This is a genomic window from Pseudomonas sp. 9.1(2019) (assembly GCF_009910445.1).
In the GTDB taxonomy this organism is placed as follows: domain Bacteria; phylum Pseudomonadota; class Gammaproteobacteria; order Pseudomonadales; family Pseudomonadaceae; genus Aquipseudomonas; species Aquipseudomonas paraversuta.
The window spans coordinates 97138-111091 of sequence record NZ_VBWF01000005.1 but is presented as its reverse complement, the minus strand read 5'-3'; the positions used below and the strand labels follow the sequence as shown (position 1 = coordinate 111091).

At 60.2% G+C, this 13954-nt stretch carries 14 protein-coding genes; 3 read left to right on the top strand and 11 right to left on the bottom strand.

Annotation, left to right across the window (positions count from 1 at the left end):
- Positions 1-75: 75 nt before the first annotated feature.
- The 8 genes from FEZ21_RS06515 to FEZ21_RS06480 form a co-directional block, all read right to left on the bottom strand.
- Positions 76-1062 carry a septal ring lytic transglycosylase RlpA family protein gene (locus FEZ21_RS06515; protein WP_160626705.1) on the bottom strand — a complete coding sequence of 329 codons (987 nt, stop codon included), beginning with the start codon at positions 1060-1062 and terminating at the stop codon, positions 76-78.
- A complete protein-coding gene (mltB, locus tag FEZ21_RS06510) occupies positions 1062-2084 on the bottom strand; it encodes a lytic murein transglycosylase B (RefSeq protein WP_177413000.1) in 1023 nt (340 codons plus the stop codon). The genes FEZ21_RS06515 and mltB overlap by 1 nt, the downstream gene beginning before the upstream one ends.
- Before the next feature lie 5 nt (positions 2085-2089).
- Positions 2090-3193 carry a rod shape-determining protein RodA gene (gene rodA, locus FEZ21_RS06505; protein ID WP_165439601.1) on the bottom strand — a complete coding sequence of 368 codons (1104 nt, stop codon included), beginning with the start codon at positions 3191-3193 and terminating at the stop codon, positions 2090-2092.
- Between the two features lie 34 nt (positions 3194-3227).
- On the bottom strand, positions 3228-5120 hold the full coding sequence (gene mrdA / locus FEZ21_RS06500; protein WP_003444190.1) for a penicillin-binding protein 2: 1893 nt from the start codon (positions 5118-5120) through the stop codon (positions 3228-3230).
- Positions 5121-5132: 12 nt separating this feature from the next.
- Positions 5133-5600 (bottom strand): 23S rRNA (pseudouridine(1915)-N(3))-methyltransferase RlmH, encoded by a 468-nt coding sequence (gene rlmH / locus FEZ21_RS06495; protein WP_003444191.1) that lies wholly within the window; start codon positions 5598-5600, stop codon positions 5133-5135.
- Positions 5601-5609: 9 nt separating this feature from the next.
- A complete protein-coding gene (rsfS, locus tag FEZ21_RS06490; protein ID WP_003444202.1) occupies positions 5610-6104 on the bottom strand; it encodes a ribosome silencing factor in 495 nt (164 codons plus the stop codon).
- A 71-nt stretch (positions 6105-6175) separates the two neighbouring features.
- Positions 6176-6841, bottom strand: a complete 666-nt coding sequence (gene nadD, locus FEZ21_RS06485) for a nicotinate-nucleotide adenylyltransferase (RefSeq protein ID WP_165878380.1) — start codon at positions 6839-6841, stop codon at positions 6176-6178.
- Positions 6842-6866: 25 nt separating this feature from the next.
- Complete coding sequence (locus FEZ21_RS06480; protein WP_003444207.1) at positions 6867-8138, bottom strand: glutamate-5-semialdehyde dehydrogenase; 1272 nt, start codon at positions 8136-8138, stop codon at positions 6867-6869.
- A gap of 176 nt (positions 8139-8314) precedes the next feature.
- Between FEZ21_RS06480 and FEZ21_RS06475 the strand changes: the two genes are divergently transcribed.
- Positions 8315-8992 carry a DNA-3-methyladenine glycosylase gene (locus FEZ21_RS06475; RefSeq protein WP_160626703.1) on the top strand — a complete coding sequence of 226 codons (678 nt, stop codon included), beginning with the start codon at positions 8315-8317 and terminating at the stop codon, positions 8990-8992.
- Positions 8993-9070: 78 nt separating this feature from the next.
- Positions 9071-10387: a bifunctional DedA family/phosphatase PAP2 family protein gene (locus FEZ21_RS06470; protein ID WP_003444211.1), complete on the top strand. Its 1317-nt coding sequence runs from the start codon at positions 9071-9073 to the stop codon at positions 10385-10387.
- A gap of 13 nt (positions 10388-10400) precedes the next feature.
- Here FEZ21_RS06470 and FEZ21_RS06465 read toward each other — a convergent pair whose 3' ends face one another.
- From FEZ21_RS06465 to FEZ21_RS06455, 3 genes are read right to left on the bottom strand one after another with little or no spacing between them, the layout of a single operon-like run.
- A complete protein-coding gene (locus FEZ21_RS06465) occupies positions 10401-11003 on the bottom strand; it encodes an LON peptidase substrate-binding domain-containing protein (RefSeq protein ID WP_003444214.1) in 603 nt (200 codons plus the stop codon).
- Between the two features lie 10 nt (positions 11004-11013).
- Positions 11014-11730 carry an LrgB family protein gene (locus FEZ21_RS06460; protein WP_003444217.1) on the bottom strand — a complete coding sequence of 239 codons (717 nt, stop codon included), beginning with the start codon at positions 11728-11730 and terminating at the stop codon, positions 11014-11016.
- Entirely contained in the window at positions 11727-12089 is a 363-nt protein-coding gene (locus FEZ21_RS06455) for a CidA/LrgA family protein (RefSeq protein WP_003444223.1), read from the bottom strand. The genes FEZ21_RS06460 and FEZ21_RS06455 overlap by 4 nt, the downstream gene beginning before the upstream one ends.
- Before the next feature lie 172 nt (positions 12090-12261).
- Here FEZ21_RS06455 and FEZ21_RS06450 point away from each other — a divergent pair, with 172 nt between their 5' ends.
- Positions 12262-13953, top strand: coding sequence for a C13 family peptidase (locus FEZ21_RS06450; protein ID WP_060781718.1), 1692 nt, complete (start codon positions 12262-12264; stop codon positions 13951-13953).
- Position 13954 lies beyond the last annotated feature (1 nt).

Sequence of the window (13954 nt, the reverse complement as noted above, 5' to 3'; positions counted from 1 at the left end):
CGAAGGGCTTTTGTTCTTGGCCCTTGCAACTGCGTTTGCGCCCCCAGGCCTGGAGGCACAACGCTTTAACCGGTGTTACTGATCGGTCACAACGCTCGGCTGGCCCAAATTGGCCAGTCGCACGCTGTTTTGTGTCTGCTGCACTTCATTTACCGAGGCAATCGGCCCCATGCGAACGCGGTGCAAGGTTTGTTGATTACGCACAACCGAGCTGATGAACACGGGAGCGCTGACCATGCCACTGAGTTTGGAACGAAGCAACTCGGCGGCATCCGGATTGGCAAAAGCGCCAACCTGCAAATACGTGCCCTGGCCTTTGACCATCGGATTGACCGGCACGACATCGGCGGCATGCTGCTGGGCTGGCGGCGTCCATTGCTCGACCTTGCCGGTCGTCACTGTCGGGGCGGTGTTCTGGGCCACTTTCGGCTCATTGAGCATCAATGGCGCCGGGCGCCCACGTTGCGCCCACCAGGCTTGCGGGTCAATGCCTTCAACCTTGACCCGTGCGGTGCCGGTTTCGGCATAGCCCAGTTTCTTGGCGGCTGCGTAGGACAGGTCGATGATGCGGTCCGAATAAAACGGGCCACGGTCGTTGACCCGCAATACCACGGCCTTGCCGTTATCCAGGTTGGTTACCTTGACATAGCTGGGCAGTGGCAGGGTCTTGTGCGCCGCGCTCATGCCGTACAGGTCATAAACCTCGCCATTGGCGGTGTTCTGGCCATGGAACTTGGTGCCGTACCAGGACGCCGTGCCCGAGGCCACGTAGGTCTTGGACTCTTGCATCGGGAAGTAGGTCTTGCCCAGCACCGAGTACGGCGCGGCCTTGTAAGGACCGGAGTGCAGGGTCGGCGTCGCGTCCGGGATGCGCGAAACATCGACGTCCCACCACGGCGCACCGTCCTTGTGGGCACGGTTGATGTCCAGCCCCGGTTTGGAAACAACGGCCGTCGGCTTTTGCGGGCTGTTCGGACGACTGCTGGTGCAGCTCACCACCAGCAGCGCAATAGCGGCGCAGGTTGCGAGTTTAAGAGGTGTGCGGATTGCTAGAAACGGCATTACTTGTTGCCCCGTGCTTGAACCAGCAAGTCGGACAGTTGATGCACTGCCATGGCGTACATCACGCTGCGGTTATAGCGCGTGATCGCATAAAAATTCTTCAGGCCCATCCAGTATTCAGGGCCATTGACGCCTTCAAGACGGAACGCCGTGACCGGCAGGTCGTCCGGCAGCGCATCATGACCCGACCAGCCCAGCGCTCGCAACTCCCCGACGGTTTTGACCGGTTCGATGCCCTGGGTCAAGCCTTCATCTGCCCTGTCGCCCTGTACGTCGGCACGCACCACCACCGGTTCACCGGCCACCCAGCCGTGACGCTTGAAGTAACTGGCAACACTGCCGATGGCGTCGTCCGGATTGCTCCAGATATTAATGTGGCCATCGCCGTCGAAGTCCACTGCGTAGGCACGAAAGCTGCTCGGCATGAACTGCGGCAACCCCATGGCCCCGGCATAAGAGCCCTTGAGGCTCAGCGGATCGACTTGTTCTTCGCGGGTCAGCAGCAGAAATTCACGCAACTCCTTGCGGAAAAACTCGGCGCGCGGCGGGTAGTCAAAACCCAGGGTCGACAGCGCATCAATCACCCGATAGCTACCGGTGTTGCGCCCGTAAAAGGTTTCGACACCGATAATCGACACAATGACCTGGGCCGGAACCCCATACTCCTTTTCGGCACGGGCCAGCACGGCTTCGTGCTCGCGCCAGAAATCCACACCCCGTGCCACACGGGCGTCAGAGATAAAGATCGGGCGGTATTCCTTCCACTGTTTGACCCGCTCGGCCGGACGCGAGATCGCATCGAGGATGCTTTGCTTGCGCTCGGCATCACGGAACACGGCCATCAGCTGCTCGCCGGCAAACCCGTAATCGCGAGTCATTTCACCGACAAACTCAGCCACCTGGGGCGAGCCTTCATAGTCGCCGGCCACCGCGCCCTGCGCTGCCCCGAACAGACCCAGCAGGCCCATCCAGGACGCGTATCGAGCGGCCCAGCCACGCATTACTTGCATTGAATTCTTCACCTTAATCAAACCTGTGCGATCCACTTGCGATGAGTGTGGATCGACATCAAAACCCCAAACGCTGACAGCAGCGTCACGAGCGAAGTTCCGCCGTAACTAATGAACGGCAATGGCACGCCCACCACCGGTAACAGGCCACTGACCATACCGATGTTGACGAAAACATAAACAAAAAACGTCATGGTCAGGCTGCCCGCCAACAATTTGCCGAACAGCGTCTGTGCCTGGGCGGTAATCACCAGGCCCCGACCAATCAACAACAGGTAGATCAACAACAGTGCACAGATACCCACCAGACCGAACTCCTCCCCCATCACCGCAATGATGAAGTCGGTGTGACTCTCAGGCAGAAAATCCAGGTGCGACTGGGTGCCCAGCAGCCAGCCCTTGCCGAAGACCCCGCCCGAACCGATGGCAGCCTTGGACTGGATAATGTTCCAGCCGGTGCCCAGCGGATCGCTCTCAGGATCGAGAAAGGTCAGGATTCGCTGCTTCTGGTAGTCATGCATGATGAAAAACCACATGGCAATTGCCACCGGCACGGCCGCCGCCAACACGCTGATAATCCAGCGCCAGCGCAAACCACCCATAAACAGCACGAACGCGCCGCCCGCCAGAACCAGCAGCGCGGTGCCGAGGTCGGGCTGACGCACGATCAGACCAAAGGGAATGCCGATCAGCAGCAAACTGACTGCCACGTGTTTGAGTTGTGGCGGTAGCGTGCGCTTGGACAGATACCAGGCGATGGTCGCCGGCATCAGAATCTTCATGAACTCCGAGGGCTGGAAGCGAATGACCCCCGGTATGTTGATCCAGCGCGTAGCGCCCATGGCGTTGTGGCCCATGACATCCACCACCACCAGCAGCATCACCCCGACCAGGTAGCCCACCGGCACCCAGCGCGCCATAAAACGGGGCTCGAGCTGGGCGATGATAAACATCGACACCAGGCCGATGCCGAAGGATGTTGCCTGTTTGCTCAGCAAGTCCCAGCTTTTACCGCTGGCCGAATAGAGTACAAACAGACTGCCCGCAGCCAGGGTCAGGAGCAGAATCAGCAGCGGACCATCGATATGCAAACGCTGCAGCAGCGTGGCACGTCGACGCATCACGTCCTCACTGGAGAGGATGCGGTCAAAATTACTAATCATTGGCCGTAACCTCTGCCTTTAAAGGGCTGGCGTATTCGGGTTTGAGCTTGCCGTCAGCATCCAGCAACCAGGCATCCATGACCTTACGCACCACCGGCGAGGCAACCCGACTGCCCGCCTCACCGTTTTCAATCATGACCGAGACGGTAATTTGCGGGTTGTTGGCCGGGGCAAAGCCGACAAACAAGGCGTGGTCACGGTGACGTTCCTGAACCTTGGAGCGGTCGTACTTCTCACCCTGTTTGATCGCCACGACCTGCGCCGTACCACTCTTGCCGGCAATCAGGTATTGCGCCCCGACGCCTGCAACCCGCGCAGTGCCGCGGGCACCGTGCACCACTTGCTGCATGCCGTGACTGACCTTGGCCCAGCTGGACGGGTCGCGAAGAATGATATCGGGCATCGGGTTAGGGTCGACCGGCGCCACGCCCTCAATGGTTTTGGCCAGGTGCGGGCGAATCCACTTGCCCTTGCTGGCAATCAGCGCAGTCGCCTGCGCCAGCTGCAGAGGCGTGGACTGCATATAACCCTGACCAATCCCCAGAATCAGGGTCTCGCCCGGGAACCAGGCCTGACGCCGGGTCGCGCGCTTCCACTCCCGGGACGGCATCAGGCCAGCCGACTCTTCGAACATGTCGAGGGAGACTTTTTGGCCGATACCGAACTGGTTCATGTAGGTCGACAGACGATCGATGCCCAGCTTGTGGGCCAGATCATAGAAATAGGTGTCGTTGGACCGCATGATCGCGGTGTCCAGGTCGACATAGCCATCACCGGTGCGGTTCCAGTTACGGTACTTGTGATCGTAATTGGGCAACTGGTAATAGCCCGGATCGTAGACCCGGGTCGAAGCATTGATCACGCCACTGTCCAGACCGGCAATCGCTACTGCCGGCTTGATGGTCGAGCCCGGCGGGTACAGGCCGCGCAAGATGCGGTTGAACAGCGGGCGGTCAATCGAATCGCGCAACTCGGCATAGGCCTTGAAGCTGATGCCGGTGACAAACAGGTTGGGGTCAAAGCTTGGCTGACTGACCATGGCCAGCACTTCACCGGTCATCGGATTCAGGGCAACTACCGCCCCGCGCCGACCGGCCAGTGCTTCCTCGGCCGCCTCTTGCAGCTTGATATCGAGGCTGAGCACGATGTCTTTGCCGGGAATCGGGTCGGTGCGCTTTAACACCCGCAATACCCGGCCCCGGGCGTTGGTTTCAACTTCTTCGTAACCCACCTGACCGTGCAGCTCGGCTTCATAGAAGCGTTCGATACCGGTTTTGCCGATGTGATGGGTGCCGCTGTAATTGACCGGATCGAGGGTTTTAAGCTCTTTCTCGTTGATCCGCCCCATGTAACCCACCGAGTGCGCAAAGTGCGCGCCTTGCGGGTAATGCCGTACCAGCTGCGCAACCACCTCAACCCCGGGCAGGCGGAACTGGTTCACGGCAATCCGGGCGATCTGCTCTTCGTTCAGCTCAAACAGAATGGGCACTGGCTCAAACGGCCGGCGCCCCTGCTTCATGCGTTTTTCAAACAACGCACGATCTTCCGGCGTGAGCTGCAGGACTTCAACGATAACGTCGAGCACCTGCTGCGAATCGCCCGAACGCTCACGGGTCATGGTCAGGCTGAAACTGGGACGGTTGTCCGCGATCACTACGCCATTGCGGTCAAAGATCAGGCCGCGGGTCGGTGGAATCGGCTGCACATGCACCCGGTTGTTTTCCGACAGGGTCGAGTGGTACTCGTACTGCACCACCTGCAGAAAATACAGGCGTGCAAGCAGGACGCAAATCAGTACCACCACCGCAATTGCGCCGACCACGACTCGTCCGCGCACCAGGCGTGCGTCTTTCTCGTGGTCTTTGAGGCGTATCGGCTGAGACATTCGGGACGCTGACTATTTGTGATAAGGGTGCCCGGACAACACTGTCCAGGCGCGATACAACTGTTCACCAATCAGAATCCGTACTAACGGGTGCGGCAACGTCAAGGGCGACAACGACCAGCGCTGATCGGCGCGCGCGCAAACTTCAGGCGCCAACCCTTCGGGGCCGCCGACCATGAAGTTCACCGTGCGCGAGTCCAGGCGCCAGCGGTCGAGCTCAACCGCCAGCTGCTCGGTGCTCCACGGCTTGCCGTGGACTTCCAACGTAACGATTCGCTCCCCCGGGCCGACCTTGGCCAGCATGGCCTCGCCTTCCTGACGGATGAAACGAGCCACGTCAGCATTCTTGCCGCGGGTATTGAGCGGTATTTCTACCAGTTCAAGCGCCAGCTCGGATGGCAGACGCTTGGCATATTCATGCCAACCCTCTTCCACCCACTTGGGCATACGCGAACCGACAGCGATCAGACGCAAGCGCACAACGAACCCTTATTCCTGGTCTTTGTTGAGCTTGATGAAGTGCTCGTGGGTGTTTTCCGGGCTGTGGTGAGCAGCGTTCAGGGCACGGCTCTGTTCTGCGCCGGACCACAGGCGTTCCAGGTCGTAGAACTGACGGGCACTGGCAGTCATCATGTGCACGATCACGTCGTCCATATCCAGCAGGACCCAGTCGCTGTCGCCCTTGCCTTCTTCGCCCAATGGCTTCACGCCCAGCGCTTTGACGGCCTCACGAACCTTGTCCAGCATCGCGCCGATCTGACGGTTCGAAGTACCGGTAGCGATGATCATGAAATCGGTGATGCTGTGCTTGTCACGCACGTCGATGATCTGGATGTCCTGACCCTTAACGTCTTCCAGAGCGGCAACGGCTACTTCAACCAGTTTTTCGCCCTTGAGTGGCTCACCGGTGAATTTTTCAACTGGCAGCGGAGCGCTTTTGGCTTTGCCTGTGCGCTTTACTTTGCTTACGTCTTTGTTCGTCATATAAAAACTCGTTTTGCTCATGTGTTCGGGCGTTTCAATACACGTTGAATCGTGCCTTGAAACGCGCCTTTTCAGTTCGACGCACGGTAAAGTCCGTGCGCATCGATGTAGGCCAGGACCGCGTCGGGCACCAGATAACGTACCGACTTACCGCTGGCCAGCAGTTGACGGATCTGGGTGGCGGATACCGCGAGCGGCGTCTGCCAGACGAATGCAATCTGTCCGCCAGGCCCCTTCAGGGCCAGCGGGTCGCTCACCGAGCGCGCTGCCAGCAGGTTGCGCAAGGCATCCGGCGGTTCGCTGTCGGCATCCGGGCGCTGTAGCACCAGGATATGGCAATGCTGGAGTAAATCCTCCCAGCGGTGCCACGTAGGCAGGCCGCAAAAAGCGTCCCAGCCCAGCAGTAAAAACAACTGGTCATCAGCGGCCAGCTCGGCCCGCATCAGCTCCAGGGTATCAATGGTGTAGGACGGCGTGTCCCGTTGCAGCTCCCGGGAATCCACTACCAGCGTAGCTACTCCAGCGACAGCACACTCAACCATCGCCAAACGGTCGAGCGCCGACACCTGGGGCGTATCGCGATGTGGCGGCCTGGCGTTGGGAGTCAGACGCAACTCATCGAGCTGCATCATTTCGGCCACTTCCAGGCCACCGCGCAAATGCCCGATGTGCACCGGATCGAAGGTGCCACCCAGAACGCCAATGCGCAGGGGTAACAGGCCGATGGCCGGGGCCACCACTAACGGACTGAGGTCAACCAAGTCAGACCGGCTCCTGGCCGCGCAGCTGACCGTCACCGACCACAATGTACTTCTCGCAGGTCAGACCTTCGAGACCCACCGGGCCGCGGGCGTGCAGCTTATCAGTAGAAATGCCAATCTCCGCACCCAATCCGTACTCAAATCCATCGGCGAAGCAGGTCGGGGTGTTGAGCATCACTGAACTGGAGTCGACTTCGGCCATAAAACGCCGGGCGTCGCCCTGATGTTCGGTGACGATCGAGTCGGTGTGATGGGAGCCGTAGTGATTGATGTGCTCAATCGCCTGGTCCAGACCGTCGACGATCAGGATCGACAAAATCGCATCCAGATACTCGGTGCTCCAGTCATCTTCGGTGGCCGGCAGCACGTCGATCAACGCCCGGGTACGTTCGCAACCGCGCAGCTCGACGCCCTTGGTGCGGAACTGTTCGGCCATTGCCGGCAAAAACTGCGCAGCGACGGTCTGATCCACCAGCAGGGTTTCCATCGCCCCGCAGATCCCGTAACGGTAGGTCTTGGCGTTGAACGCGATGCGCTGGGCCTTGGCCAGATCAGCGCGGGCACTGACATAGACATGGCAAATGCCGTCAAGGTGCTTGATGACCGGCACCTTGGCATCACGGCTGACCCGTTCGATCAGGCCTTTGCCGCCACGGGGCACAATCACGTCCACGTACTCGGGCATAGTGATCAGCGCGCCGACCGCAGCCCGGTCGGTGGTTTCAACCACCTGTACCACTGCCGGCGGCAGTCCGGCCTCGGCCAGACCTCGCTGGATGCAGATGGCTATCGCACGGTTGGAGTGAATCGCCTCGGAGCCGCCACGCAGAATGGTGGCATTGCCCGACTTGAGACACAGGCTGGCGGCATCGATGGTCACGTTCGGACGCGACTCGTAGATGATTCCGACTACTCCCAGCGGCACGCGCATCTTGCCCACCTGGATACCCGAGGGGCGATAGCTCATGTCACGAATGGCCCCGACGGGGTCCGGCAAGCTTGCCACCTGACGCAAACCGACAATCATGCTGTCGATTCGGGCAGGGGTCAGCGCCAGGCGCTCCAGCATGGCTGGCTCAAGGCCATTGGCCCGGCCGGCGGCCAGGTCCAGTTCGTTGGCCGCAACCAGCTCCGAACGGGCCGCATCCAGGGCGTCGGCAGCGCCGTGCAGGGCACGGTTTTTCTGCGCCGTGCTGGCGCGACCGATCACGCGGGAGGCTTCGCGAGCAGCGCGACCCAGGCGGGTCATGTAGTCAAGAACGGACTCAGTCATGGTCTCAAGGGTCTTGGCAGGGAGGAAAGCGGCCGATTATAGCTGTCGCGCCGTCTCACGCACAGCGGTGACAGGCGGATGGTCGAAATCGGCCGTAAATACACAGTGTTCAGCCCCGATTAAGCATCCCTTGCTATGATTGGCGACTTTTTAGCCATCTGCTGACCGCCCTGAAGATGCCAATCACGTTGCCCGATACTTTTTTCAATCGCGACGCCCAGCTGCTCGCTCGCGAACTGTTGGGAAAAGTCATTCGTCACCGGGTTGACGGTTTGTGGCTTAGCGCGCGGATTATCGAAACCGAAGCCTATTACTGCGCAGACAAGGGCAGCCACGCGTCCCTGGGCTACACCGAAAAGCGCAAGGCGCTGTTTTTCGATGGTGGCCACATCTATATGTACTACGCACGGGGTGGCGACTCGCTGAACTTCAGTGCCCAGGGCCCCGGCAACGCGGTACTGATCAAGTCGGCCTACCCCTGGCAGGACCCGTTGTCCGGCCCGGCCAGCCTGGCCCGGATGCGACTCAACAACCCGGACACCCAGGGCCGGCCACGCCCGGACCAGAAACTCTGCGCGGGGCAAACCCTGCTGTGCAAAGCACTGGGGCTGAAAGTACCTGACTGGGATGCAAAATGTTTCGATCCCGAACGTTTACGGGTCGATGACGTCTCAGAGGTGCCGTCGCAGATCATTCAAACCACCCGCCTGGGCATACCCCATGGCCGGGACGAGCATTTGCTGTACCGATTTGTCGATGCCGACTACACCGCGTACTGCACCCGCAACCCACTGCGCCGCGGCCAGGTTGAGGGGCGCGACTATATAGTGTTGGAAAGCCCGCCCCCTCTGTAGGAGCAAGCTGTTCAACACAGCAACGCAGAGCTCGCATCTGCAGACGATTGAAACAACGATTAAAAAGGAAGTTTTAGCATGGGCCCATGGCTCGATAGCATGACCGGCTGGTTAACGGCCAACCCGCAATGGCTGGGCCTTGCCGTATTTTTAGTGACGTTCTTTGAATGCCTGGCGATCATCGGCTTTATCATTCCGGGCACCATATTGCTGTTCGCGATCGCCGTTCTGGCAGGCAATGGCGCGATGTCACTGGGTGAAACATTGTTGCTGGGGCTGCTCGGAGGTCTGACCGGAGACGTTGTGTCCTACGTCCTGGGCAGACGTTTCCACCAAAACATCCGGCGCCTGCCCTTGCTGCGCCACCATCCTGAATGGATAAACCGCGCCGAAGGCTATTTTCAACGCTACGGGATTGCCAGCCTGCTGGTCGGACGCTTCATCGGCCCGCTGCGTCCTATGCTGCCCATGGTGGCAGGCATGTGCGACATGCCGGTCCCGCGCTTCATCATTGTCAGCCTGCTGGCCGGGGCTGGCTGGTCGGTGGCCTATCTCCTGCCGGGCTGGGCAACAGGGGCCGCGATTCGCCTGCCGTTGCCTGAAGGGTTCTGGCCGCAAGCAGCCATCGTTGCCGCGGGTCTGACTGCACTGCTGGGGCTGAGCATCAATGCCAGCATCCGCCGCCAACCCAAAGCCACGTTATTGATCGGCGCTCTGGGCCTGGCGCTGCTGATCGCGGTGTTCGCGGGCTATCCGTACATGGGCGCTTTTGACCGTGGCATCAGTGCGCTGCTGCAGGAGCACCGCAGCAGCGCGATGGATCTCGGCGCCGTGCTGGTCACGCAAATAGGCAACTTCCACACCCAGTTTGTGGCCGCGGCGCTGCTTTGCGGGTTGTTGCTGGTCACCAAGCAGTGGCGGGCGATGATCTTTTTTGGCGGGGTGACGCTGTTTACGGCCCTGGCCAACACCGCCACCAAACACTTCTTTGCCCGCATGCGCCCCGAAGTGCTGGTGGATCCGCTGACCACCTACAGCATGCCCAGCGGCCATAGCTCCGGCTCATTTGCGTTTTTTATCGCCCTGGCGATTCTGGCCGGTCGCGAACAACCCCAGCGCATGCGCATTACCTGGGTCCTGCTGGGCTGCTTGCTGGCGATCAGCGTGGCGCTGTCGCGGGTGTATCTGGGGGCCCATTGGCCAACCGACATCATGGCCGGCGCCCTGCTCGCCATCCTGGTCAACGCTTTTGCCCTGGCGCTGAGCCAGCGCTACATGCCGCTGCAGCCGATACCGCAGAAGATCTGGTGGCTGATCCTGCCGGCAATCGTTGCTCTGTATGGCTTTTTCATGCTGCACGACTTGTCCCGCGAGTTGCTGCGCTACACCTATTGATGCAGCCCGACGCCTACATCAGGGTTTCGCCCAGCGCCTCGCTCTGCATCTCGTCGAGCAGCACCTGAATCCCGTCCAGACGCTGCTGCGGGTCATCGACCTGCAGCAGTTCGAGCTTGTCCTGTTCGGCAAAGGGCAGCAGGTAGGCCAACTGGTTTGCCAGTGCCTGCTGACCCGGCACTTCAGTGCTCATGTTCAACGCAGCCACCATCGGGTGTTCCGCCAGGGCTTTGAGCAATGCCAGCAGGTCCTGGTCTTCGTGCTCCAGCGGCTGTTCGGGAAGCTCGTCCAGCCAGTCGACCTCGGCCAGCAATAACTGATTGCCCTGAAGCTCGGTGCTCAACACCTCAAAGCGCCGTCCGCCCTCGACCCGTATCCCCAGCAGGCCGTTGTCCTGCTGCTGAAAATCGCGAATCAGCGCTTCACAGCCAATCCGGGCGATATCCTGGGGCGCCTCTCCTACCTCGCCGCCTTCCAGGATGCACACCACACCAAAACCCGTGCCTTGCTTCATGCAACGGGCAATCATGTCCAGATAGCGCGCCTCGAAAATCTGCAAGTCCAGCACGCAGCCCGGAAACAGCACGGTGTTCAATGGAAACAGCGGCAAGCTCATATATTTTTCCTTAGACAACCAGGGTTACAGCCAACGGCAGGAAAACCGCCGTACCTACGCCCATCAGACTCATGGCCAGCGCTGCAAAAGCGCCGCACTCCTCGCCTTCTTGCAACGCGACCGAGGTGCCCACCGCGTGGGCGGTCATGCCCAGCGCCATACCCCGGGCCTCAGGGCTATGCACCCGCAAAAGCCGCAACAGTCCGGGGCCGACAATCGCGCCGATTACCCCGGTAATCAGCACAAATACCGCCGCCAGGGGCGCCACACCGCCGATCTGTTCTGCGACCAGCATCGCAATCGGCGAAGTAACCGACTTCGGCGCCAGGGTCATCAGCATCATATGCTCGGCGCCAAACCACCAACCCAGCAAAACCACCAGTCCGGTGGCCAGGACTCCGCCAATCACCAGCGTAGTAAAAATGGGCCAGAACAGTTGACGGATTCGCCGCAGATTCAGATACAGCGGCACCGCCAGCGCCACAGTGGCCGGGCCAAGCAGGATGCTGAGGATTTCCGTGCTTTTACGGTACTCGACATAACTCAGACCGCAACTGACCAGGACCCCGATCACCAGCAACATCGACGCCAACACCGGCTGCAGGAAAATCCAGCGGGTTTTTTCATAGGCCGCCAGCACCAGTTGATAAGCGCCCAGGGTAATCCCGATGCCAAACAGCGGGTGATGGATTACCGACGCCCAGGCGCCCTGCCACTCAAGGTTCATGGCCGCTCCCCGGGGTGACTGTGCCCCTTGAGCAAGCGCTGCATCAGCACACCGACAAACGCCATAGAGATCAGCAGTGACAGCACCAGGGCACCGGCAATGGCCCAAAAATCAGCCGCGATATCGGCGGCATACACCATGACTCCGACGGCAGGAGGGACGAGCAGCAGCGGCAGGTAGCGCAACAAACTGCTGGCCGCCTGGCTCAGGGGTTCGCCGACCTGGCCGCGCAGCAGCAAAAATACCAGCAGCAGCAACAGACCGATAATCGGGCCGGGCAACACGGGGACGAACAAGTGATTAAGGGCAGTACCGAGCAATTGAAACAGCACCAGCCACGTCAAGCCGCGTAACAACATCTCACTTCTCCAGCAAATATTTTTTGCGTCGCATTATAAGCACGTCCCCTCACAAGCCGGCATTGCCAAACCATGGCGATGGTCACGCAATTACCAGGATGTTTCATCCAGCCCTATAGAGCGGCTCTCCTTGCTACGGCATACTCGCAAGCCTAACTATCCGGATCCCGCTATGCGCCCACTTGCCCCCCTTGCTTTGACCCTGCTGTTGACGGCCTGCGGAGACGGCGAATCGCTGATGCCTCCCGACGCACGCCTGCCTGATGGCGGCCGCTATCGAGGCGAAGTGGTCAACGGGCTATTGCAAGGTCAGGGCCGTATCGACTACCCGAATGGCAGTTGGTATACCGGCGATTTCAAAAATGGCCTGTGGCACGGTCAGGGTGAATGGCACGCCAGCAACGGCGACGTCTATAGCGGTGGCTTCGAACAGGGCCAGTACAGCGGCCAGGGCAGCCTGACCACCCACGACAGCACCTATGTCGGCGGCTTCAAGCAGGGCCGGCGCGAGGGTGAGGGCACGCTCAAAGAAGGTGGCATGAGCTACCGCGGCGAGTTCAAGGACGATCAGTTCTCCGGCGTTGGCCATCTTGAACTTGAAGACGGCAGCCAGTACCAGGGGCAGTTCGCCCACGGCAAACCCAACGGCGAAGGCAAGCGCAGCGATGCCAGCGGCAATGAATTCAGCGGCCAGTTCGTCAATGGCGAGCTGGAAGGCAACGGCGTGTTCAACAGTGCCGATGGCGACCAGTACGAAGGCGCATTCAAACACAATCAACTGAACGGCAAAGGCCGCTATGAAAACGCTGACGGCGATGTCTGGATCGGCGAGTTCAAAGATGGCGCCCTGACCGGCAAGGGCGAGCTGATCGGCATTGATGGCTCGCACTATCGCGGCATGTTCAATGAGTGGCGGTTCAATGGCCCCGGCCACCTGAGCATGGCCGACGGCAGCAGCTATATCGGTGAATTTGCCGCGGACACCTATCAGGGGCATGGCACCCTGACCCTGGCCGATGGCACCGTCGAAAGCGGCTACTGGCTTAACGGACAACGGGTACGCGATGCCAATGGCAACCTGCTGCCCGACCCGCTGGAACTGGGCCTGCTCAATCAGGGTACGCTGCTCAAAGACGCACTGGATGCAGTACCTGCGTCGACCCCCGACGTAGAGCTATACAGCCTGGTGCTGGCGGGCGACGGCAAGCAAAGTGTGTTCATGCGTGAAGCCGAATACGTCAACAACATGCTCGCCACCCGCTTCGGCAGCCACGGCCAGATCAACCTGGTGAACCATCGCGACCATCTGCTGGACCAGCCCATGGCCACCCGCGAAAACCTGCACCGCGCAGCCAAAACCCTGGCCGAGCGTACCGGCCCCGAAGACCTGGTGTTTATCTACCTCACCAGTCACGGCACCCAGGAGCATGAACTGGTGCTGGATCAACCGCGCCTGGAGCTGGCAGACCTGCCTGCCGACGAACTGGCCGCAGCCCTGGCACCGCTGAAAAACCGGGACAAGATTATCGTGATTTCATCCTGCTACTCCGGCGGGTTTATCCCGGCGCTCAAAGATGACAAAACCCTGATCATGACCGCATCCCGGGCCGACCGCGTGTCTTTTGGCTGCTCGGAAGAAGCCGACTTCACTTACTTCGGCAATGCCCTGTTCGCTCAGGCGCTGAATCAGACCGACGACCTGCAAAAAGCTTTCAAACTGGCCAGGGGTTATATCGCCGAGCGCGAGCAGACTGACGGCTACGAGCCCTCCGAGCCGCAGATATGGGCGCCAAAAGGTGTCCTGGCGCATTGGCAACGCTTGCGCCAGCAACAGGCAAAACAGGCCTTGCAGTCACCTGAATGAA